Origin of the sequence: Streptomyces sp. NPDC091289, assembly GCF_044757365.1 — a bacterium.
Classification (GTDB): domain Bacteria; phylum Actinomycetota; class Actinomycetes; order Streptomycetales; family Streptomycetaceae; genus Streptomyces.
The window spans coordinates 336,582-363,220 of sequence record NZ_JBIVUT010000001.1 but is presented as its reverse complement, the minus strand read 5'-3'; the positions used below and the strand labels follow the sequence as shown (position 1 = coordinate 363,220).

The 26,639-nt window shown below is 72.6% G+C and carries 18 protein-coding genes and 1 pseudogene; 10 read left to right on the top strand and 9 right to left on the bottom strand.

Annotated elements, in window-relative coordinates; all coding sequences use genetic code 11:
• Positions 1-124 precede the first annotated feature (124 nt).
• Together ACIQPT_RS01480 and ACIQPT_RS01475 are read left to right on the top strand one after the other, a co-directional pair.
• Positions 125-1,147 carry a LacI family DNA-binding transcriptional regulator gene (locus tag ACIQPT_RS01480; RefSeq protein ID WP_401151253.1) on the top strand — a complete coding sequence of 341 codons (1,023 nt, stop codon included), beginning with the start codon at positions 125-127 and terminating at the stop codon, positions 1,145-1,147.
• 55 nt (positions 1,148-1,202) lie between these two features.
• The gene (locus ACIQPT_RS01475; protein ID WP_401151251.1) at positions 1,203-1,475 is read left to right on the top strand and encodes a hypothetical protein; all 273 of its coding nucleotides are present in this window, start codon (positions 1,203-1,205) and stop codon (positions 1,473-1,475) included.
• Positions 1,476-1,586: 111 nt separating this feature from the next.
• Here ACIQPT_RS01475 and trxA read toward each other — a convergent pair whose 3' ends face one another.
• Positions 1,587-1,985, bottom strand: a complete 399-nt coding sequence (trxA, locus tag ACIQPT_RS01470; protein ID WP_401151249.1) for a thioredoxin — start codon at positions 1,983-1,985, stop codon at positions 1,587-1,589.
• 127 nt (positions 1,986-2,112) lie between these two features.
• Between trxA and ACIQPT_RS01465 the strand changes: the two genes are divergently transcribed.
• Positions 2,113-3,558, top strand: a complete 1,446-nt coding sequence (locus ACIQPT_RS01465; RefSeq protein WP_401151246.1) for a dihydrolipoyl dehydrogenase family protein — start codon at positions 2,113-2,115, stop codon at positions 3,556-3,558.
• Between the two features lie 74 nt (positions 3,559-3,632).
• Here the strand turns inward: ACIQPT_RS01465 and ACIQPT_RS01460 are convergent, their stop codons facing one another.
• Positions 3,633-5,105 carry an MFS transporter gene (locus tag ACIQPT_RS01460; RefSeq protein WP_401151244.1) on the bottom strand — a complete coding sequence of 491 codons (1,473 nt, stop codon included), beginning with the start codon at positions 5,103-5,105 and terminating at the stop codon, positions 3,633-3,635.
• A 159-nt stretch (positions 5,106-5,264) separates the two neighbouring features.
• On the opposite strand from ACIQPT_RS01460, the gene ACIQPT_RS01455 reads away from it, so the two are divergent.
• Entirely contained in the window at positions 5,265-5,912 is a 648-nt protein-coding gene (locus ACIQPT_RS01455) for a TetR/AcrR family transcriptional regulator (RefSeq protein ID WP_401151609.1), read from the top strand.
• A gap of 72 nt (positions 5,913-5,984) precedes the next feature.
• On the opposite strand, the gene ACIQPT_RS01450 is transcribed toward ACIQPT_RS01455, so the two are convergent.
• From ACIQPT_RS01450 to ACIQPT_RS01440, 3 genes are all read right to left on the bottom strand, one after another.
• Positions 5,985-7,235: a DUF6357 family protein gene (locus ACIQPT_RS01450; protein ID WP_401151241.1), complete on the bottom strand. Its 1,251-nt coding sequence runs from the start codon at positions 7,233-7,235 to the stop codon at positions 5,985-5,987.
• A gap of 97 nt (positions 7,236-7,332) precedes the next feature.
• Positions 7,333-8,142, bottom strand: coding sequence for an SAM-dependent methyltransferase (locus ACIQPT_RS01445; protein ID WP_401151238.1), 810 nt, complete (start codon positions 8,140-8,142; stop codon positions 7,333-7,335).
• Positions 8,143-8,284: 142 nt separating this feature from the next.
• Entirely contained in the window at positions 8,285-9,937 is a 1,653-nt protein-coding gene (locus ACIQPT_RS01440) for a SpoIIE family protein phosphatase (RefSeq protein ID WP_401151237.1), read from the bottom strand.
• A gap of 446 nt (positions 9,938-10,383) precedes the next feature.
• On the opposite strand from ACIQPT_RS01440, the gene ACIQPT_RS01435 reads away from it, so the two are divergent.
• The 6 genes and pseudogenes from ACIQPT_RS01435 (at position 10,384) to ACIQPT_RS01410 (ending at position 13,450) form a co-directional block, all read left to right on the top strand.
• A complete protein-coding gene (locus ACIQPT_RS01435; protein WP_401151234.1) occupies positions 10,384-11,025 on the top strand; it encodes a molybdopterin-dependent oxidoreductase in 642 nt (213 codons plus the stop codon).
• Complete coding sequence (locus ACIQPT_RS01430) at positions 10,997-12,265, top strand: Dyp-type peroxidase (protein ID WP_401151232.1); 1,269 nt, start codon at positions 10,997-10,999, stop codon at positions 12,263-12,265. The genes ACIQPT_RS01435 and ACIQPT_RS01430 overlap by 29 nt, the downstream gene beginning before the upstream one ends.
• A gap of 154 nt (positions 12,266-12,419) precedes the next feature.
• Positions 12,420-12,839, top strand: coding sequence for a molybdopterin-binding protein (locus tag ACIQPT_RS01425; RefSeq protein ID WP_401151230.1), 420 nt, complete (start codon positions 12,420-12,422; stop codon positions 12,837-12,839).
• Between the two features lie 101 nt (positions 12,840-12,940).
• A pseudogene (locus ACIQPT_RS01420) lies at positions 12,941-13,090 on the top strand (FG-GAP repeat protein); the annotation flags it as partial.
• 22 nt (positions 13,091-13,112) lie between these two features.
• A complete protein-coding gene (locus ACIQPT_RS01415) occupies positions 13,113-13,325 on the top strand; it encodes a hypothetical protein (protein ID WP_401151624.1) in 213 nt (70 codons plus the stop codon).
• Positions 13,322-13,450: a hypothetical protein gene (locus tag ACIQPT_RS01410; protein ID WP_401151621.1), complete on the top strand. Its 129-nt coding sequence runs from the start codon at positions 13,322-13,324 to the stop codon at positions 13,448-13,450. The genes ACIQPT_RS01415 and ACIQPT_RS01410 overlap by 4 nt, the downstream gene beginning before the upstream one ends.
• Positions 13,451-13,646: 196 nt before the next feature.
• Here the strand turns inward: ACIQPT_RS01410 and ACIQPT_RS01405 are convergent, their stop codons facing one another.
• From ACIQPT_RS01405 to ACIQPT_RS01390, 4 genes are read right to left on the bottom strand one after another with little or no spacing between them, the layout of a single operon-like run.
• Positions 13,647-14,447 carry an ABC transporter permease gene (locus ACIQPT_RS01405; RefSeq protein ID WP_401151228.1) on the bottom strand — a complete coding sequence of 267 codons (801 nt, stop codon included), beginning with the start codon at positions 14,445-14,447 and terminating at the stop codon, positions 13,647-13,649.
• On the bottom strand, positions 14,444-15,466 hold the full coding sequence (locus tag ACIQPT_RS01400) for an ATP-binding cassette domain-containing protein (RefSeq protein WP_401151226.1): 1,023 nt from the start codon (positions 15,464-15,466) through the stop codon (positions 14,444-14,446). The genes ACIQPT_RS01405 and ACIQPT_RS01400 overlap by 4 nt, the downstream gene beginning before the upstream one ends.
• 52 nt (positions 15,467-15,518) lie before the next feature.
• Positions 15,519-15,725, bottom strand: a complete 207-nt coding sequence (locus ACIQPT_RS01395) for an MbtH family protein (RefSeq protein ID WP_401151223.1) — start codon at positions 15,723-15,725, stop codon at positions 15,519-15,521.
• Complete coding sequence (locus tag ACIQPT_RS01390; protein ID WP_401151220.1) at positions 15,722-26,362, bottom strand: amino acid adenylation domain-containing protein; 10,641 nt, start codon at positions 26,360-26,362, stop codon at positions 15,722-15,724. The genes ACIQPT_RS01395 and ACIQPT_RS01390 overlap by 4 nt, the downstream gene beginning before the upstream one ends.
• Between the last annotated feature and the right edge of the window lie 277 nt (positions 26,363-26,639).

Below are 26,639 nucleotides of genomic sequence, written 5' to 3'. Positions count from 1 at the left end.
CCGCCCGGTTCCGGGAGGGGGGCGTCGGAGCGGCGCCGGGGGGCGGCCTTCCGGCCACCATGACCGGAGCTGCGGGCCCCGGGCCGAAACCCGCCGCACCGGGTCTGGAAGACTGCCCGACGCCATGAGCCAGTTACCCAAGCAGCCCGCCGAAGTCTCCGTTCCGACCAGCGCCGATGTCGCGCGCCTCGCCGGAGTGTCCCGGGCCACCGTGTCGTACGTACTGAACAACAACGCCACCGTCCGGATCAGTGAACCCACCCGACGCCGGGTCAGGGAGGCCGCACTCCAGCTCGGTTACGTTCCGCACGCCGCTGCCCGCAGCCTGCGCGCCGGACACAGCCGCATGGTCCTACTGCCCTCGGGACACATACCGGCGGGACCGCTGCACCAGTACTTCTTCGAGGAACTCCAGTCGGGGCTGCGCCGCCTGGACTACACAGTCGTCCAGTACGGCAGCGTCGGTCTCACCGCCGACGAGGCGGCCACGGCCTGGGCCGAACTGCGGCCCGTCGCCGTCGTCGTACCGCCGGGGATCACCCTCACCCCGCACGGCACCGGCATCCTGACCCGCTCCGGCGCCAAGGCGGTGATCACCCTGGGCCCCGACCCGGTGGCCGGGGCGCACGGCCTGGTCATGGACCAACGCCAGGTCGGAGCCGCCGCGGTGGAACACCTGCTGGCCCGCGGCCGTCGCCACATCGGCGTCGTCATGCCCCAGGAACCGGGCCGGGCGCTCTTCTCCGAACCCCGTCTCACCGGGGCGCGGCGCGCCGCCGAACCGGCGGCGGCCCGGGTGTGCCCGCTCCCGCTGCGGTACGAGGAGGAGTCCGCGCACCAGTTGGCCGCCCGCTGGCCGGAACTGGGACTGGACGCGGTGTTCGCGTACAACGACGAGTACGCCATGCTGCTGATGCGGGCCCTCGAGGACGCCGGGGTCGCCGTGCCCGCCGACACGGCGGTGATCGGCGCGGACGACCTGCTCATCGGCCGACTGCTGCGCCCGAGGCTGAGCACCGTCCGCATGGAACTGGCGATGCCCCAGCCGCTGGCCGAGACGATCGACCGCATGGTCCAGCACCCGGGCAGGCCTCCGGTCCACCACGACCTGCTCCGCACCAGCGCCGTACACCGGGAATCCAGCTGACCGCCTCCGGCGCGACGACATGCGCGGCGCACGGCGGATGTCTAGCGTCGGAGGCATGAGCCATCCGCAGAGTTACGAGCTGCTCCTGATCCCCGACCACAGCAGAACGCGGACCGGAGCCCCCGGCCGGCCGATCCGGTCCGCGGTCGTCGCCGCCACCGGCGAGACGGGGGCCTCGGGCTACCCCCGGTACGCGGGCGAGGGCATGGAGGCGGACGTCGACCCGGAGACCCGGACGGTGGAGGCCGTGCTCATCGACGGCGAGGAGCTGGACTACGGCATGTCGGTCCGCGTGGCGGGGCCTGGGGGCGAGCGCCCGGCGTCCTGATCGCACGGGTTCACCGGGCGGGCCCGGGCAGGCAGAAGGCCCCGACCGCGTACACCGCGTCCACGGTGTCGGTCAGGGCCCCTCACCCGGTGCCGTGCGCCGGTCGGGCGGCTACTGGGGCTCCGGCTGTCCCTCCCCGGCCTCGGCCGCCCGCTTCTGCTCCTCCACGGACTTGCGGACCTCGTCCATGTCCAGCTTGCGGGCCTGGCCGATGACGTCCTCCAGAGCCGCCTCGGGCAGCGCGCCGGGCTGCGAGAAGACCGCGACGTTGTCGCGGACGATCATCAGCGTCGGGATGGACCGGATCTCGAAGGCCGCCGCCAGCTCCTGCTGCGCCTCCGTGTCGACCTTGGCGAAGACCAGGTCGGGGTGGCGCTCGGACGCCGAGTCGTAGACGGGTGCGAACTGTCGGCAGGGGCCGCACCAGGAAGCCCAGAAGTCGATCAGGACGAATCCGTTGTCACTGACGACCTGATCGAAGTTTTCCTTGGTGAGCTCGACGGTGCTCATTCTTGGGGTACCTCTTCCTGTGCCCGTGGGGGTCCTGTCGGGTCCTGTCCGGCACAACGGTGACTGCACTTGCCCTATTCCGCCTGCCCATGTGGCCGCGGCGCACACCCACGACGACACTGTTTCCATGACTGATGCCGTGAAGAACTTCGCGCACCCGCCGTACGACGTCGTGGTCATCGGGGCAGGTCCGGTCGGGGAGAACGTGGCGGACCGGGCCCGCGCAGCCGGGCTCTCCGCAGCGGTGGTGGAGTCCGAACTGGTCGGCGGCGAGTGCTCCTACTGGGCCTGCATGCCGAGCAAGGCGCTGCTGCGCCCCGTCGTCGCCCGCGCCGACGCCCGCCGGGTACCGGGTCTGAGCGCCGCCGTACAGGGCCCGCTCGACGTCCGGGCCGTCCTCGCCCACCGGGACGAGCAGACGAGCCACTGGAAGGACGGCGGCCAGGTCGCCTGGCTGGAGAGCGTCGGAGCGGACGTCTACCGGGGTACGGGCCGTCTCACCGGCCCCCGCGCGGTCACCGTCACCGCCCCCGACGGCACGGAGCACCGGCTCACCGCCCGGCACGCCGTCGCCGTCTGCACCGGAAGCCGTGCCGTCGTCCCCGCCCTCCCCGGCATCGAGGAGGCCCGCCCCTGGACCAGCCGCGAGGCCACCAGCGCCAAGGAGGCTCCCGGCCGGCTCGTGGTCGTCGGCGGGGGAGTCGTGGGCGTGGAGATGGCGACCGTCTGGCAGGCGCTCGGCTCCGAGGTGACCCTGCTGATCCGGGGCGGCGGCCTGCTCCCGAAGATGGAGCCCTTCGCGGGCGAGCTGATCGCCGACGCCCTCACGGAGGCCGGGGCCCGGATCCGTACCGGCGTCTCCGTCACCGCCGTCCGGCGTCCCGCACCGGACGGCCCGGTCACCGTCGACCTGGACGACGGCGAGAGCATCGAGGCCGATGAGATCCTCTTCGCCACCGGCCGGGCCCCGCGCACGGACGACCTGGGCCTGGAGACGATCGGCCTCGAACCCGGCTCCTGGCTCACCGTGGACGACAGCTGCCGCGTCGAGGGCACGGACTGGCTGTACGCGGTCGGGGACGTCAACCACCGCGCACTGCTGACCCACCAGGGCAAATACCAGGCCCGCATCGCGGGCGCGGCGATCGCCGCCCGCGCCGAGAAGGCCCCCCTGGACACCGCCCCCTGGGGCGCCCACGCGGCCACCGCCGACCACGCGGCCGTCCCCCAGGTCGTCTTCACCGACCCCGAGGCCGCATCCGTCGGCCTCACCCTCGCCGAGGCGGAACGCGCCGGCCACCGCGTCCGCGCCGTCGACCACGACCTCGCCGCGGTCGCCGGCTCCGGCCTCTACGCCGACGGCTACCGGGGCCGCGCCCGGATGATCGTGGACCTGGACCGTGAGATCCTCCTCGGCGTCACCTTCGTCGGCCCGGGCATCGGCGAACTCCTGCACTCGGCGACGGTCGCGGTCGCGGGGGAGGTGCCCATCGACCGCCTGTGGCACGCGGTTCCGGCGTACCCGACCATCAGTGAGGTGTGGCTGCGGCTGCTGGAGACCTATCGGGGTTAGCTGCCGCCGCGGACTCCGGCCGGTGCGGGACCCGGTCCGCGCCACCGTGCCGCACAAGAGCGGAGGTCGCCTGGTCAGGCGGCCTCCGTGGGCGCTGTCTCCTCCACGCTGCGGGAGTCCGTGAGGCTCAGCGCGCCGGTGGTCGCGATCAGGCCGACGGCGACGGCGAGTACGGCGTAGGCGATCCGCTCGCCGTGGAAGAAGGAGGCGACGAGGTCGCTGCTCCACACCCCGTCCGGGAGCTGGGTGGTGACCAGTGCGGCGATCAGCGTGCCGATCACGGCGGTGCCGACGCTGGTGCCGACCTCCTGCGCGGTGTCGTTGAGCGCGGTGCCCATCGAGGTGCGGTTGGCCGGCATCGCGTCGACGAGCGCGACCGCGCAGATCGTCATGACGGTCCGCAGCCCGATCGTCATGAGCACCATGCAGAGCGCGATGACGAAGTACCCGTGTTCGACACCCCAGGACAGTCCCGCCAGCGCGAGGGCCAGGCAGGCCGCGCCCACCAGGCAGGCGACGCGGTGGCCGTAGCGGCGGGCCAGTCCCTCGGAGAGGGGCGTCGCGAGCACCATGGTCACGATCAGCGGCAGGTTGGCCAGGCCGGCCCGTACGGGGCTCCAGCCGTACGCGTACTGGAAGTGCAGGATGAGCCCGAACATCACGCCGGCCATCGCGATGGACGTACCGATCTGTGCCACGGCGGCGCCCCGGACCGTGCCGTTGGAGAACAGCTTGAGGTCCAGCATCGGGCTGGAGCTGCGGCGCTCGTGCCGGACGAAGGCGATCGCGCCGAGGACCGCGCCCACGACGGAGCCGATGGTGAGGGCGGACAGCCAGCCGTTCTCGATACCGCTGGTCAGCGCGTAGCAGCCGAGTCCGATGGTGGCGACGCTCAGCGCGGCGCCCGGGATGTCGAGCCGGTCGCGGGTCAGGTCCTCGGGCCGGTCGGTCGGGACGCCGAGGCGGACCCCGATCCAGGCGATCAGCGCGATCGGGGCGTTGACGACGAGCAGCCACTCCCAGCGCACGTGGGCCAGGACCGTGCCGCCGATCAGCGGTCCGAGGATGAAGCCGGACATGCCGACGACGATCATCACCGTCATGGCGCGCATCCGCAGCGCCTTGTCGTCGAAGAGGCGGAAGACCAGCGAGTTCGTGATCGGGGCCATCGCCGCGGCGGCGATGCCGAGCGCGGCGCGCAGGGCGATGAGCTCACCCGCGGTGGTGACCCAGACGACGCACAGGCTCAGCGCGCCGAACACGGTGAGCCCGACGAGCAGGACGCGGCGGCGGCCGAGCCGGTCGGCCATGGAGCCCGCGGTGAGCAGCAGGCCGCCGAAGGTCAGTGAGTACGCGCCGGTGACCCACTGCAGCGCGGTGGTGCCACCGCCGAGGTCACGTCCGATGGTGGGCAGCGCGATCGACAGCAGGGTGTTGTCGACCATCTCCACGAAGAAGGCCAGACAGAGGGCGGCCATCGGGATCCACGCGGCGCGCAGGGAGGGATAGGTGCGGGAAGCGGGGGGTTTCAGCATCGCGGTCGTCATGGCGGCGCTCCTTTCTATCGAACGCCGCTCGACTATCGAACGGTGTTCCATGAGGTACGATAGAACAACGTTCGATAGGGATGCAAACGAGAGGCAGAGGTCATGCCGCGCCACCAGAACCGTGCCGCCGCGGGCGGCCGCCGCCGGGCTTCGCACTCGATGGAGTCCGTGCTCACCGAGGCGGTGGCGCTCCTCGACGAGGCGGGCCCTTCGGCTCTGACGTTCCGGGCGCTCGCACAGCGCCTCGGGGGCGGAGTGGCCAGCATCTACTGGTACGTAGCGAGCAAGGAAGAGCTGCTCGACCGCGCCACCGACCACGTGATCGGCGGCGTCCTCGCCGACATCGAGGCGATGGAGCCCGGCGACGACCCGATCGACGACCTGCGCGCCATGTCACTGACCCTGTTCGACGCGATCCTGGTACGGCCCTGGCTCGGGAACTACTTCATGCGCAACACCGACGTCCAGGGCAACGCCCTGCGCCTGTACGACAAGCTGGGGCAGCCGACCCTGCGGCTGAAGCTCACCGCGCGCCAGCGGTTCCACGCCGTCTCGGCGATCACGACGGTCGTCGTCGGCTCCGCGGTCGACCTGGGCCAGGAACCGCCCGAGGAGGTTCTCGACGGAGCCGTCGGCCGCGACGAGTTCCTCGGCCGCTTCGCCAGGACATGGCGGGAACTCGACGCCGACGACTACCCCTTCGTGCACGAGATCGTCGACGAGTTCGACGGGCACGACGACATCGACCAGTTCCGCGCCGCGCTGGACCTGACCCTGGCGGGGCTGCGCCTCCAGGCCGGCGCCTGAACGAGTCGCCCGGCGAGGGCGGTCATGGTCCGGTGGTGCCGGGGCTGTGCGCCCCGGCGTCGAGTGCCGGGACTACTTGCCGTCGCGCCGCCGCCGCGCGCGCTCGAAATCGGCGACGTCCGACATCCAGGAGCCCTGCTGGTCCAGTGCGGCGCAGCCGCCCCGGGCGAAGGTGCTCACCAGCTTCCGGTACCCGCCGATCCCGTCGACGAGGGCGTACTCGACCCGGTACTCCGGATCCGCCCCGCCTGCCCCCTGGCGCACCGTGGTGACCCGGGCGATCGAGTCCGCGTAGAAGTGGAGCTGGATCCCTTCGCCCATCTCCTCGTCCTCGATGGTGAACACTTCGTTGTCCCCGGCGGAGCGTTCGCCGACGAACTCCCAGAACTCCGCGGTGGCGGTGCGGGGACCGCCCTGGCGCCACTTCTTCTCGACGCCCTTGTCATCCGTGAACGACAGGGCCGTCTTCCGCCCGCTCCCGCCGACGCCGGCCGCCTCCTCGTCACCCTCCAGGGGCATGCTCCTGGCGCGCTCCGAGGCCTCCGAGCACATCAGGAAACTCACGGTACGCACCGCGTCATCGGTGAGTCCGGGGTGCGCGCGGCGCACGGCGGCGTCGACGCTCGCCGTCATCCGCTCCCAGTCGCGCTTGTCCGTGGCGCGCTTGCCCCGTCGTGGATCAAGGCCGATCCGCATTCCGGCGCACGCCTGCTCGGCGGTGCCGATCACCCGCATGACCTCGGGCAGCAGCGCGGTATCGACGGCATCCGGCGTCCGCCTCGGAAGGGTCGCGCCGTGCACGTACTGGCCCGTGTACCGCAGAATCGCGGCGTCGAGGGGACCCAATACGATCCCGCGCTCGGCGCGACGGCGCTCCGCGTGGTGCTCCTGAGCCCGCTTCCCGTCGGACGTCTCCGTCGCCGTGCGCAGGGCCGCGCAGACCTGCCCGCGCTCCAGCAGACCGATGTCCGCCCCATGGGCGACGAGCCGGCCCCGGTCCCACGGGATGCGCCGGAAGAGCGCGTCGACGTCCCCAGGGGCGGAGAGGAGGATCGGATCCAGGAGCGCGACGGCGGCGTTCTCGTCGAGGCTGCCCCGGGTTCCGGCGGCATCGCACAGCGGAAGCACCGCACTCCACAGGAGCAGGTGCCTGGCCAGATCCTCCTGGATCACCGCGAGGTGGGCTTCCTCGACGGGGAACGTGAACGTACGGGGCTCATGGTTGGCGTCGGCCCCGGCGCCGAGCATCAGCTTCAGCTCACCGTCCTCGCGGATCACGTTCGGAATCCAGCCGCTCCGGCGCGTGAAAACGATGTCTCTCATGGGCCCAGTCTCCTGAGGCCTCGGACGTCGGTTCGACGGGGGTGGGGTGCTCCGGCGGGCCTCATGGCGGCAGCGGTCTCGGCGAGGAAGGCCGGCTTCAGGGCTTCCTGGCCACCGCGCCGTACATGGCGATGTCCCGGCCGTCGACGGCACTCTGCTCCGGACCGGGGCGCCACGTGTGCACCTGGGTGACTCCCGGGTCCCGCAACTCCAGCCCGTCGAAGAACGAGGTGGCCGTCTGCAGGTCACGCAGGACGAAAGGCATACCTTGCTCGCGGTACTCCTGCGCCACCCGGTTGACCTCGTCCGGTGCGAAGTCCGCGGTGCCGATCGTCATGGCCAGATAGCTGCCGGACGGCAGCGGATCCAGCAGCCTGGTGATCAGACGCCGGTCGTCGGGCGGCAGGATGAAGTGCATGATGCCGATCACCATCAGGCCGACGGGCCGGTTCAGGTCGATCAGCTCCTGGAACTCCTGGCTGCCGAGGATGGCGTCGGGGTCGTGCATGTCGGCGTCCACGTACGCGGTGGCACCCTCGGCCGAACTCTGGAGCAGGGCCCGCGCGTGCGCGAGCACGATGGGGTCGTTGTCCACGTAGACCACGTGTGACTCCGGTGCCACCTCCTGCACGACCTGGTGCAGGTTGGGAGGGGTCGGCAGCCCCGTACCGACGTCGAGGAACTGGCGGATGCCGCACTCCTCGGCGAGGTAGCGACCTGCGCGGTGCATGAACCGGCGGTTCTCCATCATGTGGACGGGCAGGGCGGGCCAGTGGCGGCACATCACGTCGCCGGCTTCGGCATCGACGGGGTAATGGTCCTTCCCGCCCAAGATGTAGTCGTAGACCCGGGCGGAGTGGGCCCGGGAGGTGGCGAGTCCGCTCTGCCGGTTCTGGGGGGTGCTCATGCGAGGCCTCTTTCGGTCAGGTACGGCTTGTTCGACGGTATATCGCGGCCGCGGGTGTGCAAGCGAGGCGGCGGGCCGGGATCACGTCCGGCGGCCCGGAGAGGGGTGACACACCCGGCTTGCTCCTCCCCTCGGCGATGGGCTACTCGCCCGACCGGGCCTGCAGGGCGATGACGGCGATGTCGTCCCGCCGGTTCTGGGCGGGCGGCAGGAGCCTTCGGATCAGTGCCGCCAGGGGCACCCCCGCCCGTACCAGGGCTTCGGTGTGCTCGCGCAGGCGCTGAAGGTTTTCGCCGATGTCCGTACCCGGTGCTTCCACCAGTCCGTCGGTGTAGAAGATCAGGGTGTCGCCCTCCCGCATGACCGTGTGGAGATCGGTACGGGGCACGTCATCGGTGACGCACAGCGGAGGGTCCGGGGCCGTGAGGTCGTGCAGGTATCGCGGTGGTGCGTCGCGGGGGATCAGCAGCGGCGGTGGGTGACCCGCGTTGGACAGGGTGACACGCCAGACGTGAGGGGCCAGCCGACGGACGACCGCGTGCACCGCCGTGACCATCGACGGCCCGTCGAGCGCCTGCACGATGCGGTCGAGCCGGCTCAGGGTGACCGCCGGGCTGGCGGCCGGCCCGCTGTCGTAGGCGAGTCCTCGCAACAGGCTGTTGACGCGGCCCATCGCGGCGGCCGCGTCCAGGTCATGGCCCGCGATGTCGCCGATGGACAGGGCGAGCGAGTCCGCCGAGAGCCTGACCGCGTCGTACCAGTCCCCACCGACCTCCGCGGTCGAGTCGGCCGGATGGTAGAGAGCGGTGATCGAGATGCCGTCGACGGCCGACGGAGGAGCGAGGAAGGACTGCTGGAGGGCGAGAGCCTTGTCACGGATTCTCTGCAGCTCCATGGTCCTGCGCAGGGGTCCGCTCATCTGCTGGAAGACGTCCTGCAGCAGGTTCAGATCGGCCTCGTCGGGCGGCGGGTTCCCCCGGCAGGTCGTCGTGGTCGCCAGGGCGACGGCCCGGCCGTCCACCACGACGGGAAGCAACGCGACGCTGGTCGCACCGGCTTTGCGCAGCCACCGTACGGACGCCTTCGACAGGCCGTCCTCGGGAGGCTCTCCGGGCGGGAAGGTCAACAGGCGGGCCTCCTGGCTCTCGATGACCTGTCGTGGGGCCGCCCCCCACAGGATGTCCCTGTCCAGCGGATAGAGGGACGGCAGCCCGGGTGCCAGCCCCACACTCTCCGTCGATGCCTCGGACTCCGCACCCTCGGGCAGCCCGTGACCAGGTCCGGGCTCGCCCCGTACGTGGAAGACGGCGACGGCATCCGCGAGTTCGGGGACGACGGCGGCCGCGGTCGTCAGGAACGCCTCGGACAGGTCGTGCGCGGCCGGTACCGCCGCCATGCGGGCCAGCAGCTTCTCCCGCATCCGGATGCGCCAGTGGTCCTCGGCGTCGGCGGCCGTGCCGACCCATTCGGTGTCGCCTTCCTCGTCCAGGACAGGTACGGCGATGATTTTGATGTGCCGGAAGCGGTCGGGGGTGTCCTTGAGCCGCACCCGTACAACCGTGTCGAGCGGAGACCTCTCCTCGGAGGTCCTGCGCCAGGCCCGCCGGAACCAGTCCCGGTCCTTGGGATGCACGGCGTCCATCCACGACGTCCCGCCATCGGGGTGCCACAGCCTCTCCCTCATGCCGCTTCCCGCCAGAAGGGTGACGACCCCGTCGGCCGACAGCACCCAGACCGACTGCGGCACGGCCCCCATCAGCGCCGCGTAATGCCGGAGAAGACGTTCTTGATTCACCGCCCCCGCCTTCGGTGTCCGTCCGACGGCGGCAGAGCCGCTTCGCAGGGCCTCGGAGCAGGGATGCGGCTCGCGGCGCGGACACGGCGGACCGGGGGACGCCAGGCCGGCTCCGTACGGCACACCAGGTCTCGTTCGCCGCTCATGTCCCGATCATCTCCCGCATCCGGGACGGCAGCACGCCCTGGCCGGCGAGGCCCCGCACGCCATGCCACGCAGGAGGGCCGGCAGGGGAGCGCATGGCCTGCCGCCGCCGAGTACCTCGTACGTAGTAGATGTGGCTTCCTCCGATGGTCGCGGAGCCGATGTGGAGGATTCCCAGAATCCTTCGACTCGGCACTGACAGATGCCACCCGCTCGGTATCTTTCAGCGGTATTCGCCACCCGAAATGGCCTGCCGGGGTCGCAGATGTGTAGTGCGCACCTGGCGGGGAGGGAGTTCTTCCATGAACCGTCATGTCTCGATGACCGCTGCCGCCGTCGTTTCGGCCCTGCTGCTCCCGGCACTCGTCGGATGCGCCGGCGACACGGCGGGGAAGGATCCCGGTTCACCGGGGCAGACGGCCACCGGCACCGGACCGAGCGGCTCGGCCGCCGCCACCGTGGCCCCGCTGAAGCCCGGCGAGCTGCGGGTGGCGGGGCAGGTGGACAAGCCGTTCACGGTGACCCTCGCCGACCTGCGCGCCCGGCCGCAGATATCCGTGGAGGTGGAGTACACGAGCGCCAAGGGGAGCCAGCAGCACACCTACCGAGGCGTCCTGCTCCACGACGTGCTCAAGGACGCCCGGCCGCGCTTCGACGAGTCGAAGAAGAACGGGCAGCTCCGGGGCGTCGTCGCGGCGACCGGGGGCGGCGACTACCGGGCGGTGTTCGGCTGGGCCGAGCTCGACCCCGGATTCGCCAAGTCCCGGATTCTGCTGGCGGTTTCCGAGGACGGCACACCGTTCGACGACGCGGTCGGTCCGCGCCTGGTCGTCCCGCAGGACACCCGTGGTGGCCGGTACGTGTCCGAGGTGAACCAGCTGTGGGTCGGAACCGTGGACCCGCTCGTCGACGCCGGTGCCGGACCCTCCCGTGCCGCGGGCTGACGCGGACCGGCCCACGGCGTCGGACGGCGGTTCCCCCACCCGCGGTCGGGTCTCGCGTCGCTCGCTGTTCGGCCCGTCGGTGGGCGCGATAGCGGCTCTCGCCGGGGGCGTCGCCGTCACCACGGCACTTCGGGACGGAGATGACGGCGACGACGGGGGTGCCACCGCCGGGCCTGCCGCCTTCCACGGGCCACACCAGCCAGGAATCCTGACACCCCGACAGAAACACGTACGCATGGCCGCGTTCGACCTCGGCGACCACACGGACCGAGGCCGGGCCGCGGCCCTGTTCCTGCGCTGGACGTCGGCAGCCGAACGGCTGATGCGGGGCGCGACGCCGGACCCCCGCGCCGAGCCCCCCGGATCGCGGGCGGCCGAGACCGGGGCCCTCGCCGGAACCGATCCGGCCCGCCTCACCCTCACCTTCGGTCTCGGCCCCGGGTTCTTCGACCGGCCCGGGCTGACGGCGGCCAGGCCCGAAGCACTCGCCCCGCTCCCCGCCTTTCCCGACGACCGGTTGGACCCGGCGCGCGGCGGCGGTCACCTGCTGGCCCAGATCGGCTCCGACGACGCCTTCGTCACCGCGCACGTACTGCGCACCCTGCAGCGACTGGCCCACGGCGAGGCGCGACTGCGCTGGACCATGAGCGGATTCACGGCCGCCGACGGGCGGCGCAACCTCATGGGACAGATCGACGGCACCAACAACCCCGATCCCCGCCGGGCCCTGCTGTCGGGGCCGGCCGTGCCACCCTGGCTCGTGGGAGGTTCGTACGTCGTCATCCGGCGTATCCGGATGCTGCTCGACCACTGGGACACGCTTCCCCTGCCGCACCGCGAACAAGCCCTCGGGCGGCGGACCGCCGACGGCGCCCCGCTGACCGGAGGCGGCGAGCACACCCCCGTCGATCTGGAGGCGGCGCGCCCCGACGGCGTGCCGGTGATCGCCGCGAGTGCCCATATCCGGCTGGCCGCTCCGGCCGGCAATGGCGGCGCGGTCATGTTCCGGCGCGGCTGGTCGTACCACGACGGTCTTCGGTCCGACGGCACACCGGACGCCGGCCTGTTGTTCACCGCCTGGCAGCAGGACCCCCGAACCGCTTTCGTGCCCGTCCAGCGACGACTGGCGCAGGGGGACGCGCTCTCCCGGTATCTGGTGCACGAGTCGTCAGCGGTGTTCGCGGTACCGGGTGGCGTACGTCCCGGCGGCTATCTCGCCCGGGATCTTCTGGAAGGCTGACGTGCCGGAGAATTGCATGCGAGGGGATTGCGCCCGTTCGGCTGGTGGATGCGATGCGTGCCGCGGAAGGTTTCCTTCTTTCCGGTAGCGTCCGTCGACATGCAGGTCACATAAGTGACCCCTGTTGGTTTACCGGCTTGTGAGGCGCGTTCCCATGACCCTGTCCATTCGTAACCAGCTCCCCGGCACCGTCACCGCCGTCACCACGGGCGAAGCCATGGCGTCGGTGAAGGTACGCCTGGCAGGCGGCCAGGACATCACCGCTGCCATCACCGCCGACGCGGTCAAGGACCTGGGCCTGGCCGAGGGATCCGCGGTCAAGGCCCTCGTCAAGTCGACCGAGGTCGCGCTCGCGACCGGCCGGGTCGAGGGAGTCTCCATCCGCAACCAGCTCGCGGGCTCCGTCACCGACGTGGCGACGGGCGGCGCCATGAGCTCCGTGAAGGTCTCCGTCGAGGGTGGCGAACTGACCTCGGCGATCACCAAGGACGCGGTGGAGGACCTGGGCCTCAAGGCCGGGACCTCCGTCGTCGCCCTGATCAAGTCGACCGAGATCTCCCTCGCTTCCGCCTGATCTCTCGCCACGACGTCCTCAAGGGGCAGATACGTTGAGAACGTCCCCACCGCGAAGAGCCGGCCTCGTGCTCGGTTCCGCCGCCGCCCTCACACCGGGCTGTGTCCGGCCCCGGCCGCCCAGGCGGCGCCCGACCTCACCGTCTCCTTCGGCGGGGCCACCGCCGTCCCGCTGCCCGCGGGTTCCGGAAAGGCACCGCTACCGCACTCGGCGACCTGAACGGCGATGGCAAGGCCGACCTCGTCACCTCGGTACGGCGACCGGGAGCCCGACGTGCTGACGTCCAACACCAACGGCGACAACGTCTCGGTGCGGACCAACGACGGCACCGGAGCGCCGGGCACGGCGAGCAACTACTACGTCGGCGGCGGGCTCCCCAGCAGCCGCGCCACCACCACCGGCCGGGCGCGATTCCCTGCCCTGTGGAGCCTCCTCCTCACAGCCTCGTACTCGGTCTGGCTCCCGCGCAGGAAGGCCGGCGGATGACCGGCGTCGGCGCCCGGCTGAAGCCGGACTCCGAAGCCACCGTCACCGTACGGCCGAAGAGCCGCGCCACGGTCCGCTTCTCCCTCGCCGTCCCCGAGAGCACCCCGCGGTCAACGGCGGGGTGAACACCGAGACCCGCATCGCCCGGCTCGTCGAACTCACCGTGCCCGGCACCGCGGACCTTCGGATCTCGCTCACGGAACTGAGGCACCGGCCCACCGGCGGCGGCTCTCTATGTCATCCCCGGTGGCACCGCCACCATCAAAAGCGACTGCGTGCCCGGCTGCGACGTCGCGCGGAGGAGCGCACCGTGCTGGGCCTCTATCCCAGGGTGATGCGCCGGAACCTCCTGAGCGCGAGCAGCATGAACGCGCCCGTGATCAGGCAGGCGCAGGCCACGGCGTAGGGGAGGGCGTGCACGACGGGCCAGGTGTCGCTCGTCGGGAGGCCGGACGGCGGCGGGTTGCCGAAGAGCTGCCGGACGGCGGTCGCCGTGGCGGAGACCGGGTTCCATTCCGCGATCGTCCGCAACGGGCCCGGCATGGTGTGCGTGGAGACGAACGCCGAGGACACGAACGTCACGGGGAAGAGCCAGATCAGCCCCGCGCTCTGCGCGACCTCGACGCTGCGGGCCATCAGCCCGATCGCCGCTCCCACCCAGGACATGGCGAAGGCGAAGAGGAGGATCAGCAGGTAGGCCAGGACCGCGTCGGCAGCCGACGCGGTGATCCGCCAGCCCACCAGCAGCCCGCACAGGGAGGTGACGACCAGGGTCACGGCGCTCATCGTCAGATCGGACAGGGTCCGGCCCAGGAGCACCGCCATGGCGGGCATCGGCAGGGAGCGGAAACGGTCGACGATGCCCTTGTCCATGTCGTTGGCCAGACCCAGGGCGGTGAACGCCGCGTTGAAGGTGACGGCCTGGGCGAAGATGCCGCCCATCAGGAACGTCCGGTATTCGGCCCCGCCGAGGCTCCCGCCGAAGACGTAGGCGAGCAGCAGGACGAACATCACCGGCTGGACCAGGGCCGCGATGACCGACCCCGGGGTCCGGCGCAGGTTCAGCAGGTTGCGCCAGGCCACGATGGAGGAGTCGCGGCTCAACTGCTGGACGGCGGTCACCGGTCACCGCCCCCGGTCGCCGTGGTGCTCGCCGAGGCCGCCGCGACGGCCTGAGGCGTTCCCGGCTCGAGCGGCCGGCCGGTGAGGGAGAGGAACACGTCGTCCAGCGTCGGCTGCGCCAGCTCCACGTCCCGGACGGCGATACCGGCCAGCCGCAGGCAGCCCAGAGCGTATTCCAGGCTCCGCGCGCCGTGGTCGGTGGCGACGGTCAGGCGGCCGGTGCGCGGTTCGAGGTCGGGGAGGTGCTCTCCCAGTGTGGCCAGTATCCCGGCCGCGGTGCCCCGGTGCCCCGGTTCCGCGACGGTCAGCGAAAGCCGCTCGCCGCCCACCCGCGCCTTGAGTTCGGCTGCCGAGCCGCGGGCCACCACGCTGCCGCTCTCGATCACGACGATGGCGTCGGCCAACTGGTCCGCCTCCTCCAGGTACTGGGTGGTCAGCAGCACGGTCGTCCCCTCGGCGACCAGATCCCTGACGGCCTGCCAGGTGTCCGCCCGGCCCCGGGGATCCAGGCCCGTCGTGGGCTCGTCCAGGACCACCACGGCCGGTCGTGCCACCAGCGCTCCGGCCAGGTCCAGCCGTCTGCGCATCCCTCCCGAGTACGTCCCGCTCGGCAGGTCCGCGGCGTCCTCCAGGTCGAAGCCGCTCAGCAGCTGCCCGGCCCTGCGGCGGGCGGCACGACGGCCGAACCCGTAGAGCCGGGCCACCAGATAGAGGTTCTCCCGTCCGGTCAGCTTCTCGTCGACCGCGGCGTACTGCCCGGAAAGACCGAGGTCGCGGCGTACGGCCTCCGGGTCGGCGAGGACGTCGTGACCGGCCATCCAGGCCCGGCCGCTGTCCGGCCGCAGCAGCGTCGACAGCACCCGCACCGTGGTGGTCTTTCCCGCGCCGTTCGGGCCGAGGACCCCCAGCACGGTGCCGGGGGCCGCCTCCAGGTCCACACCGGCCAGGGCCTGCTTCTTCCCGAATCGTTTGGTGAGTCCTTCGGCGCGTATCGCCGGACGGGTCGGCGGGGCGGTCATGGGTGCCTCTCGTGGTGCGTGGGCCGGCGCGGTCGGGGTGAACGGGGCCGGGTCATGCCACCCGTACGCGGGCGCTCCTGGGGGTGATGTCGGTCCAGTTGACTTCCACGTACTCCAGGCAGGCGGCGTGCTCCGCCGGGCCGAACACCTCGTCCCAGCCGGCGGGCACCGTCGCGAACGACGGCCACAGGGCGTGCTGTCCCTCGTCGTTGACCAGGACGCGGTGCCGGGTGTGCGGGTCGTCGAAGGGATTCGTCATGACGGGTCTCCTTGTTCGGTGCTGCGTTCGGTGCTGCGTTCGGTGTGGTGTTCGGTGCGGTGGCCGGCGTTGAGCACGGTCGAGACCGTGGTGCCGATCTGCTCCCGCGCGGCGGGCTGCATCATCTGTGCGTGCGCGCACGGCACGTCGTGGTTCTCGATGGGTCCGTCGATGTACGGGTCCCACAGGGACAGGCCGAAGGTGTCCTCGGGGCGGCCCTCGGCGGCGGTGAAGAACAGCACGGGACCGTGGAACACGCGGGGGGTGTACTTCCGCATCAGCCGTGCCTGACCGGCGAAGTTGTCCACCATCGCGTCGATCGTGGCCGGTTCCAGCGCCCCGAGCGGACTTCCGTTCGCGAGGAACTGATCACGTACGGCGGCGGCCTCCACCGGCCTGTCCCCGTCCAGGGCACCCTGGCCGACCCCCATGTTGGTGAGCAGGGCCCGGAAGACCGTGTCCCGGCTCGCGCTGTCCAGGTCGTCCAGCGGGGCGAGCGGGAACGCGTCCAGGATCGTCAGCAAGGCCACGTCCTCGCCCGCTTCCTGGAGCTGGACGGCGATCTCCTGGACGACGTTGCCGCCGAAGGACCAGCCGAACAGGTGGTACGGGCCGTGCGGCTGTACGGTCCGCAGCTCGGCCACGTACACGGCGGCCATCGCCTCGATGCTGTCGGGGAACGGCTCGGTGCCGTCCAGGTTCGGGGTCTGGAGTCCGTAGACCGGCCGGTCGCTGCCGAGGTGGGGGAGCAGCCCCGCGTACGCCCAGGCCAGGCCACCGGCCGGGTGGACGCAGAACAGCGGCGCCAGGCTGCCGCTGGTCCGCAGCGGCAGCAGGGTCGCCAGCGGGTTGTCCTGGGCGCCGGCGCGGATCCGCTCCGCCAGGGCGGCGACCGTGGGCGCCTCGAACAGACTGCGGATGCTGACGTCCGCACCGAGGGCGTCACGGATGCGGCCGACGAGACCGGCCGCCAGCAGGGAGTGACCGCCCAGGGCGAAGAAGTCCTCGTCGATGAGGACCTGATCGCGCTCCAGCACCTCGGCGAAGAGCGTGCACAGCACGTCCTCGCGCGGATTGCGGGGACTGCGCCCCGTGCCGGTGGACGGCGTGGCCGACGAAGGGTCGGGCAGTGCCGCGCGGTCCAGCTTTCCGCTGGGCGTCAGGGGGATCCCGGTGACGGCGACCCAGCCGGAGGGGACCATGTACGCGGGCAGCCGCGCCGCCGCGTGTTGCCGTAGCCCGTCGAGTCGCGCGGCGTCGGACCGCATGGTGCCGGTGGGCTCCGCAACACCCGTTCCATCCGCCCCTGTTGCCGGATCCGCTCCTGCTGCCGCCGCTGCTCCTGCCTCTGTTGCTGCCTCTGCGTGGGCGTCGGGCTGTTCGGCGAGCACCACGTACGCCGCCAGACGCGAGCCCCCGGGATCCTCCCCGTACGCCACCACGGCCACGTGGGCGGCATCGGTGTGTTCCGCCAGAACCGAGGCGACCTCCTGCGGTTCCACCCGGAAGCCGCGCACCTTGACCTGGCCGTCGGCGCGCCCGGAGAACTCCAGGGCGTCGTCCGCCGTGCGCACGGCCCGGTCACCGGTCCGGTACATCCGCGTGCCCGCGGGGCCGTAGGGGTCGGGCACGAAACGGGCGGCGGTTCCCCCGGGCTGTCCGTGGTAGCCCAGGGCCAGGCTGTCCCCGGCCAGGTAGAGGTCGCCGGTCACCCCCACCGGCACCGGCCGCAGCCGGTCGTCGAGGAGCCGGACGGCCGTTCCGTCGACGGGAGAGCCGAGCACCGGCCGCACCGTCGCCCGGAGGTCGGCGGTGAGGGTGTCCACCGTGGCCTCGGTGGGACCGTAGAAGTTCCAGGCCCGCAGACCCGGCCGGGCCCGCAGGTCGTTCCACAGCGAGGCGGGGACGGCTTCGCCGCCCAGGACCACCACGGACGGAGCCCGGTCCGGCTCGGCGAACAGGCCGGCGTCCAGCAACTGCCGGACATGGGTGGGAGTGGACTCCAGCACCGCCAGGCCCTGGTCGCGTACCGCCTCGACCAGGGCCTCCGGGTCCCGCCTCGTCAGGTCGTCCAGCACATGGAGCCGGTGCCCGTCGATCATCCAGAGGACCGGGTCCCACGCGGCGTCGAAGGACAGCGCCGCCGTCAGCGCGACCGGGAGCCGGGGCCGCCCGGCCGCCCGTACCGCGGGCCCGAAGACATGGCGGCGGTGGTGCTCCAGCAGCCGGGCGAGCGAGCCATGGCCGACCAGGACCCCCTTGGGGCGGCCGGTCGACCCCGAGGTGTGCAGGAGATAGGCGGGGTCGGCGGGCCCCGGCCGGACCTGCTCCCGCAGGTGCACCGGGGCGCCCGGCGCGGCGGCGGAGTCGGGGGAGTCCAGGGAGTCCGGGGAGTCCGGGGAGTCCAGGTTCAGGCGACGCCATCCGCCCGTCGCCCGGGTGTGCGTGGCGTCGGCCGTGAGCACGGCGTACGGGCGGGCATCGGCCAGCACCGCGTCGATCCGGCCCTGCGGGAGGGAGGCGTCGACCGGGACGTACACGGCCCCGGCCTTGAGCACCCCGAGCAGCGCGGCGATCGAACCGGTACCGCGCGGCAGCAGCACCGCCACCGGATCGGCCGGGCCCGCGCCGGCCCGGCCGAGCAGTGCGGCGATCCGGTCGGAGCGGGCGTCGAGCTCCGCGAAGGACAGGCTGCCGTCCGCCGCGGTCACCGCGATGTCACCGCTGCGCGCCGCGGCCACCGTGGCCGCGAACCGGTCCAGCACCGTCAACGGCGGCGCGACGTGTCGAGCCGTGCCCCCGCCCTCCCCGAGGGCCAGCAGCCGCCGCTGTTCCCGGGGGCCGGTCAGCGGCAGGTCGCCCACGCTCGTGGCGGGGGCGCGGACCGCGTGCGCGAGGAGAAGGACGAAGCGGTCGGCGATCCTTGCGGCGGTCTCTGCGTCGAACAGGTCCCGGCTGAACTCCAGTGTGCCGTCCAGGTACGATCCGTCGCCTCCCGCACCCGAGTCCACGCCCGCACCCGAATCAACGCCCGTCCCCGCACCCGCGCCGGTCCCCGCACGCTCGGTGAAGGAGAACGACAGGTCGAACTTCGCGCCCCCGGTGTCGACCCCCTCCAGCCTGGCGTTGAGACCCGGCAGGTCCAGTCGCGGCGGCCGGTGGTTGTTCAGGGTCAGCATGACCTGGAAGAGCGGGTGGCGGGAGAGGGAACGGGCCGGCCGGAGGGCCTCCACCAGCCGTTCGAAGGGCAGTTCCTGGTGGGCGTAGGCGGCCAGGTCCGTTTCCCGCACCCGGGCCAGCAGCTCCGCGAAGTCCGCTTCGCCGCCCAGGTCCGTACGGAGGGCGAGGGTGTTGACGAAGAAGCCCACCAGGGGGTCGAGCGCCTCGTCGGTCCGCCCGGCCACCGGGGTGCCGATCGTGATGTCGGTGCCGGCGCCCATCCTGTGCAGCAGCGCCGCCAGCGCGGCGTGCAGCACCATGAAGGTGCTGCTCGCCGTCGACCTCGCGAGCCGCGCCAGATCCGCCATGGTCTCCTCGGGCACCCGCACCGGGACCGTGCCGCCAAGCCCGCCCGGCGAGGTGGGCCGGGGCCGGTCGGCGGGCAGCGCGGTCTCCTCCGGGGCGCCGGCCAGCCGGTCCTTCCAGAAGGCGAGCTGACCCGAGGCCGCGGAGGCCGGGTCCTCGAAACTGCCGAGCAGGTCGCGCTGCCAGAGGGTGTAGTCCGCGTACTGGACCGGCAGGGGGGTCCAGCTCGGCGCCCGCCCGGCGCACCGCGCCGCGTAGGCCCCGGCCAGGTCCTGCGCCAGCGGCCCCATCGACCATCCGTCCGCCGCGATGTGATGAACGGTCACCAGCAGGGTGTGCCGGTCCTCAGCGCTCCGGAACAGGACCGGCCGCAGCGGGACGTCGTGCGTCAGGTCGAAGGGCTCGGCCGCCGCCTCGCGCAGCGCTTCCCCCAGCTCCGCCTGTTCGACCGCCACGACCGGCAGCTCCGGACGGGCGTCACCGGGCGCGAGGACGTGCTGGCGCGGGTAGCCGTCGCCGGGAGCGATCACCGTGCGCAGACTCTCGTGCCGGGTCAGCACATCACCCAGCGCACGCCGCAGGGCATGCCGGTCCAGGCTGCCGTCGAGCCGCACGGCGAACGCCATGTGGTACGCCGCCGCTCCCGGGTCCAGCTGGTGCAGGAACCACAGGCGCTGCTGAGCCGCGGACAGCGGCGGCCGTTCCGTGCGAGGCGTCCGGCGCAGGGCCGGCCGCGCCGCGCCCGCTCCCGCCAGCCGCTCGGCCAGCGCGGCGGGGGTCGTGGACTCGAACAGGGCCCGTACCGGGAGCTCGACGCCGAACGCGGACCGGATCCGGCCGATCAGCCGGGTCGCCAGCAGCGAATGGCCGCCCAACGCGAAGAAGTCGTCGTCACGCGCCACCTGTTCCTGTCCCAGACTCTCCGCGAACAGGGCACAGAGGATCTCCTCCGGGGCGGACAGCCGGGCTTGCCCCTCCCCCTCCGTACCCCCGGCCGCCGGTGTCAGAGGCAGGGCCGGGAAGTCCACCTTCCCGTGCGGGGTCAGCGGGAGGGCGGCGACCGGAACGATCAGCGACGGCACCATGTGGGCCGGCAGCCGCCGCGCGACGAAAGCCCGCAACTCCCGGGGCGTCGGCACCCGGTGGCCCATGGGCACGACCCAGCCGACCAGCCGGGCCTCGCCGGAGTCGTTGTCACGGCCTGGGTGTGCGCGCACCGCGACCGCCGACTGCGCGACGTCGGCGTGTGCGTCGAGGGCGGCCGCGACCTCCCCGGTCTCGACCCGGAAGCCGCGGACCTTGATCTGCCCGTCGGCACGCCCCAGGTACTCCAGCCGTCCCCCGGCCCGGCGCACCAGGTCACCGGTGCGGTACATCCGCCCGCCGGGCGCCCCGTACGGGTCGGGCAGGAAGCGGTCGGCCGTCGCGGCGGAGCGGTTCTCGTAGCCGCGGGCGACGCCCGGGCCCGACAGATACAGCTCTCCCGTCACCCCGGGGGCGACCGGCCCCAGCCGCCCGTCCAGCACCCGGGCCCGGCCGCCGGCCACCGGGTGCCCCAGGTGCGGCCGTACGCCGGGCAGGACACGGCCCATCACGCTGTCCACGGTGGACTCGGTGGGCCCGTACAGATTCCACACCGCGACGTCCGTCAGCGCCGCCAGCTCCCGCCACAGGGGTGCGGGCACGGCTTCCCCGCCCAACGCCAGCACCCGCGGCCGAGGCCGGCCGGGAGCGAACAGACCGCAGGAACGCAGCTGTTCCACGAAGGAGGGGGTGGTCTCGACGACGTCGATCGCCCGGTCGTGGAGCAGAGCGGTGAGTGCTTCGGGGTCCCGGCGCGTCGCGTCGTCCACGAGGTGCAGCTCATGGCCCGCGACCATCCAGAGCAGTGGGTCGAAGGACGCGTCGAAGGTCATCGCGGCCGTGAGCGCCACGCGCAGCGGCAGCCCGTTGTTGTCCGCCTCGGCGGGCCCCATCAGCCGCTCGCGGTGATGGGCCAGGAGCGCGGCCAGCGACCGGTGCTCCACAACGACACCCTTCGGCAGCCCGGTGGACCCGGAGGTGTACAGCACGTACGCCGCGTCCCGGCCGCGCGGCGGCACAGGCGTGGCCCGCTGAGCGGCACGCCACTGCCGGGTTCCGTCCAACAGCAGTACGTCGGCCGAGTCCGGCAGCGTCGCGTGGGTGCCGGACGTGGCCAGCACCAGGCGCGGGGCCGCGGTTTCGAGAATCAGCGCGGTGCGGGCCGCGGGCTGCGCCGGATCGACGGGGACGTACACCGCTCCGGCCCGCAGGACGCCGAGCACCGCCACGACGGCGAGGGTTGTACGGGGCAGCGCCACCGCCACCCGGTCGCCCGCACCGACCCCGGATTCCGCGAGAGCCGCGGCCAGGCGATCGACCAGGAAGCGGAGTTCACCGAAGGTGAGGCGTCCGTCGCAGGCCACGACGGCCGTGCGGTCCGGCTGGACGGCGGCACGCGTGGCCAGGACGTCCAGCACCGTCCAGTCCTCGTCCGCTTCCCCGGGCAGCCTCGGCGTCGCGTTGACCGGCTTCTGCGCGCCGCGGGGCAGCTCGTCGAGAGCCGCGGCGCGCTGAGCGGGAGCCAGAAAGCCCACGTCCGTCACCGGGCGGTCCGGTTCGGCGAGCAGGGCGCCCACGAGCCGGGTGAAGTGCTCGGCGAACCGTTCCGCAGTCGTACGGTCGAAGAGGTCCTCGTCGAACTCCAGCTCCCCGGTGATGCCGGCGGGGCGGCCCTGGTCGTCGTGCTGCTCGGCCAGGTCCCAGCTGAGGTCGAACTTGGCGCCCGCCCGCCCCACGGACGTGTCGTGGCTGACCGCCAGACCGTCGAGGCGGGGGCGTGGCGAGGGGGTGTTGTCGAGGCTCAGCATCACCTGGAAGAGCGGATGACGTGCGAGCGACCGTGGGGGCGCCAACGTCTCGACGACGCGTTCGAACGGGATGTCCTGGTGCGCGTAGGCGGCCAGGTCGGTGCGGGTCACCCGCTCCACCAGGGTGCGGAAGACCGGCGCGCCGGACGTGTCCGCCCTCAGCACCAGTGTGTTGACGAAGAAGCCGACCAGATCGGTGAGCGCCTCGTCGGTGCGCCCCGCCACCGGGGTGCCCAGGGCGACGTCCTCGCCGGCGCCCAGGCGTGACATGAGGGCGGCCAAGGCCGCGTGGAGCACCATGAACGGGCTGGAGCCGCTGTCCCCGGCCAGCTTCACCAGCGTCCGGTGGTCCCGCGCTCCGAGCCGCACCGGGACGCTCCCACCGCGCCCCGAGGGGCGGGCCGGACGTGGCCGGTCCGCCGGGAAGGCCGACTCCTCCGGCAGTCCTGCCAGGGAGTCCGCCCAGTGGGCGAGCTGGCGGGCCGCGAGACTGCCGGGCGCGTCCGGATCCCCGAGAAGGGCGCGCTGCCACAGCGCGTAGTCGGCGTACTGCACCGGAAGTTCGTCCCACCCGGGCGCCCGCCCCGAGCGGCGCGCCGCGTAGGCGGCGGACAGGTCCCGCATCAGCGGACCCATCGACCAGCCGTCCGCAGCGATGTGATGCAGCGTCACGACCAGGACGTGCTCGTCGGCGCGGACCGGGAACAGCTGGGCCCGCAACGGGATCTCGCGCTCCAGATCGAAAGGCGCCGAGGCCGGGCCCACCGGCTCACCGGCGGCCATGATCCTCAGGAGCGGATCTCCGGGTCCGGGCGTCGGCAGGATCTTCTGGCACGGGCCCTCCGGAGTCCCGGCCACCACGGTGCGCAACGCCTCGTGCCGTTCCACGAGGTCGTACAGGGACTGCTCCAGCGCCTCACGGTCCAGCTCCCCGCGCAGGCGCAGCGCCACCGGCAGATGGTAGGAGGCGCCCGTATCGCCCAGCGTTTCCAGCAGCCACAGCCGCTGCTGCCCGAACGAGAGCGGCAGCCTTTTCGGCCGTGGGCCGGCCGCCGTCACCGGGGTGCGTGCCACGGCGGCCTCGCCCAGCGCCGCCACCAGGCCGGCCGGTGTGGGTGCGGAGAACAGGGCGCTGATCGGCGCCTCCACGCCGAACTCGCCGCGGATCCGGCCGATCAGCCGCATCGCCAGCAACGAGTGGCCGCCCAGCGCGAAGAAGTCGTCGTCCCGGCCCGCCCTCGGTACCCCCAGGCACGCGGCGAAGACCGCGCACATCCGGGCCTCCCGGGCGGTGCGCGGGGCGCCGCCGTCGGACGCCACGGGCAGCGCCTCGGGCAGGGCCGACGCATCGAGCTTCCCGTTGGGCGTCAGCGGCAGGCGCTCCACCGTCGCCCACGCCGTCGGTACGAACGGGGCGGGCAGCAGGGCGGCGACCGCGTCGCGCGCCTCCGTGTGACCGGGCGCACCGGCTCCGGCCACCAGAAAGGCGGCCAGCCGCTCCGGACCGTCCTGCGCGGTGGTCAGGGCCACCGCGGCGTCCTCGACGCCCGGCAGCGAACGCAGGGCGGCCTCGATCTCCCCGGTCTCGACCCGGACACCGCGCACCTTGATCTGCCCGTCGCCGCGCCCCACGAACTCCAGCGAGCCGTCCTCGTCCCACCGGGCGAGGTCACCGGTGCGGTACATCCGCCCGCCCGGGATACCGAAGGGGTCCGGCATGAAGCGCTCGGCGGTGAGCCCCGGCCGCCCCGCGTATCCGCGTGCCACGCCCTCGCCCGACAGGTACAGCTCACCGACCGCCCCTCTCGGCAGGGGGTGCAGCGACGGGTCCAGCACATACGCCCCCGCCCCCGTGACGGGACGTCCGATCACCGGGGAGGCGCCGGTGACCCGGGCGGTCACGGCGTTGACGGTGGTCTCGGTGGGCCCGTAGAAGTTGAAGACCAGCAGGCCGGGATCGGCGGCCAGTTCGTCCCAGAGTCCGTCGTCGACGGCCTCGCCGCCCAGGGCGATGACGCGCGGCCGGTGACCGTCCGAGGTGAGCAGGCCCGCCGCCAGCAGCTGCCGCAGGTAGGTGGGGGTCGCCTCGATGGCGTCGATGCGTCGGTCGACGAGATACCGCACCAGAGCCTGCGGATCCCGGCGTACGTCGTCCGCGACGATGTGCAGTTCATGTCCGGCGACCATCCAGAGCACCGGGTCCCAGGAGGCGTCGAACGAGGTCGCGGCGCTCAGGGCCACCCGCAGCCGGCGGCCGAGAGCCTCCTCGCCCAGGGTGTGCGCCTCCTGCCGGTGGTGGTCCAGGAGATTGCTCAGGGAACGGTGCTCGACGACGACGCCCTTGGGCCTGCCGGTGGATCCGGAGGTGTAGATGACGTACGCGGCGTCCTGCGGCCCGGGTAGGACCGGCCGGCCGCTCGCACCGGCCGGTGCCGTGGACGACGGGTCGATGGTCGGGACCGACCCCTCGGGGTCGATCGCGTGGGCGGACGCCGCGGTCGCCACCAGGGCCACGGGGCGGGAGTCCTCGATCATGAAGGCGAGCCGGTCCGCCGGGTAGGACGGATCGAGGGGCAGGTAGGCGGCCCCCGTCCGCATCACCGCGAGCATCGCCACCACCAGGTCCGTGGAGCGGGGCAGCCCCACCGCGACACGTGTGCCGGGACGGGCACCGTGCGCGGCGAGAACCCCGGCCAGCCTGTCCACCCGACGGCTGACCTCCTCGAAGGAGAGCGTCGTGCCCTCGCAGACGACGGCGGTGCGGTGGGGAGTGCTCCGGGCCTGCCGCGCGAACTGCTCCGGCAGCGGCGCCGACGCCGCGGCGTCACCGCGCGAAGGCGTGGCCCCGCCCAGGCCGAGCACCCGCAGCCGTTCGTCCTCGCCGACGGGGCTCACCGCCCCGACGGTCCGCTCCGGGTCCTCCACGAACGCGTCGAGGACCCGGCACAGACGCTCGTGCGGGCCCACGAGGTCCTGCTGACCGTAGTGCCCGGCGTTGCCCAGCAGATCGACGTGCATACCGCCGTCGCCGTACGAGGCGTGCACGGCCACGGCCAGGTCGTCGACCGGGCCGATCGACAGATTGTGCAGCGTCGCGGGATGCGGGCCGAAACGTAGGACGTCGTCGAAGGCGAGGATGTTGACGGACGGCCCGGTCAGCGGGGTCCTCGTCCCGGTCAGCCCCAGCCGGCGGCGCAGCGCTTCGGCCGGCCTGCGCTGGTGCCGCAGTACCGACCGGGCTTCGGCGGACGCCCGCCGCGCGAGATCGGCCACCCGGTCGGCCGGGGAGACGGCGAGTCGCATCGGCAGGATCGAACTGAGCATGGCCGGGGTCGACCGGGCCGCCGGAGTGCGCCGGCCGGTGACGGGCAGCCCGAGGACGACCTCGCCGAGCCCCTTCTCCCGGTGCAGGCAGACCGCCAGGGCTGCCATGAGGAATGTCGGCCAGCCGGTGCCGGCCTTCTTGGCGGCCGCCTTCAGCCGGGCGGTCTCCGCAGGGGTGTACGCGCGCCGCACCGAAACCGTCCCGTATCCGGGTCCCGCCCCGGGCCCTCCGGGGGCCTCGGGGGAGCGGGCGCCGACGAGGTGGTCGGCCCAGAACCTCTCGTCGCGGAGGCCCTGTTCGGAGGCGGCGTAGGCGTCCTCCTCCTCGAGGAGTGCGGCGAGAGAGCCGGTGGGACGCGGCTCCGGAGCGATCTCTGGATCGAGGGCGAGTGCGGTGTAGACCTCGGCGATGCGGGACAGGGCGAGCACGGCCGCGTAGCCGTCCAGCGCGAGATGGTGAACCTGCTGGTGGAAGAGGTGATGCGAGGCGGAGAGACGATAGAGGGTGATGCGGACCAGGGGACCCGCCGACAGATCCGCGGGCTCCGCCAGGCACCGGTTCATCCGCCGCAGGGCCTCGGCGTGCGGGTCCGCCGCACCGGAGAGGTCCACCAACGGCACGGGTATGTCCGTGCCCTCCTGACCGTTCCGCACACGCTGGAACGGAACCCCGTCGTGTGCGCCGAAGGTGCTGCGCAGAGCCTCCATCTCGTGCGCCGTGTGGCTGACGGCGCGGCGCAGCAGGTCCGGTTCCATGCGGCCCCGGATGTCCGCGTACTCCGCGATGTTGTACGAGGGGTCCGCCGGATCGAGCCGTTGGGCGAACCAGACTCCTTGCTGAGCGGCGGTCAGGCGCAGGGTGCCCGGCGGGGGGCCGGTGTGCGGTGCGTCGGTCACGCGATGTCACCTCGGTGGGGGAGAGCTGCGGGGGCGTGGGCCGGTGCCGCAGGGAGATCCGACACGCGCGGAACGCGCAGAAGTCGCGATGGCGAAGCATCCGCTTCGCTGGCCCGGTGCACGCTGGCAGCCTCCGATGTGTTGACGTTGCCCCAACGGGGCTTTCACACCAGTCGTTCGGAGACACTCCAGCCCCGGATTGCCCATGTGACGCACGGCACATGGAGGCGACCGTGCTTTGCACTTCGCTGGCGCATATCAGCCAACCGCCTGGCGG

Excerpts from the sequence above, each read along its gene's own strand:
- ACIQPT_RS01480 (WP_401151253.1), top strand. The coding sequence starts at position 125 with ATGAGCCAGTTACCCAAGCAGCCCGCCGAAGTCTCCGTTCCGACCAGC.
- ACIQPT_RS01475 (WP_401151251.1), top strand. The coding sequence starts at position 1,203 with ATGAGCCATCCGCAGAGTTACGAGCTGCTCCTGATCCCCGACCACAGC.
- trxA (WP_401151249.1), bottom strand. The coding sequence starts at position 1,985 with ATGAGCACCGTCGAGCTCACCAAGGAAAACTTCGATCAGGTCGTCAGT.
- ACIQPT_RS01465 (WP_401151246.1), top strand. The coding sequence starts at position 2,113 with ATGACTGATGCCGTGAAGAACTTCGCGCACCCGCCGTACGACGTCGTG.
- ACIQPT_RS01460 (WP_401151244.1), bottom strand. The coding sequence starts at position 5,105 with ATGACGACCGCGATGCTGAAACCCCCCGCTTCCCGCACCTATCCCTCC.
- ACIQPT_RS01455 (WP_401151609.1), top strand. The coding sequence starts at position 5,265 with ATGGAGTCCGTGCTCACCGAGGCGGTGGCGCTCCTCGACGAGGCGGGC.
- ACIQPT_RS01450 (WP_401151241.1), bottom strand. The coding sequence starts at position 7,235 with ATGAGAGACATCGTTTTCACGCGCCGGAGCGGCTGGATTCCGAACGTG.
- ACIQPT_RS01445 (WP_401151238.1), bottom strand. The coding sequence starts at position 8,142 with ATGAGCACCCCCCAGAACCGGCAGAGCGGACTCGCCACCTCCCGGGCC.
- ACIQPT_RS01435 (WP_401151234.1), top strand. The coding sequence starts at position 10,384 with ATGAACCGTCATGTCTCGATGACCGCTGCCGCCGTCGTTTCGGCCCTG.
- ACIQPT_RS01425 (WP_401151230.1), top strand. The coding sequence starts at position 12,420 with ATGACCCTGTCCATTCGTAACCAGCTCCCCGGCACCGTCACCGCCGTC.
- ACIQPT_RS01410 (WP_401151621.1), top strand. The coding sequence starts at position 13,322 with ATGACCGGCGTCGGCGCCCGGCTGAAGCCGGACTCCGAAGCCACCGTC.
- ACIQPT_RS01400 (WP_401151226.1), bottom strand. The coding sequence starts at position 15,466 with ATGACCGCCCCGCCGACCCGTCCGGCGATACGCGCCGAAGGACTCACC.
- ACIQPT_RS01395 (WP_401151223.1), bottom strand. The coding sequence starts at position 15,725 with ATGACGAATCCCTTCGACGACCCGCACACCCGGCACCGCGTCCTGGTC.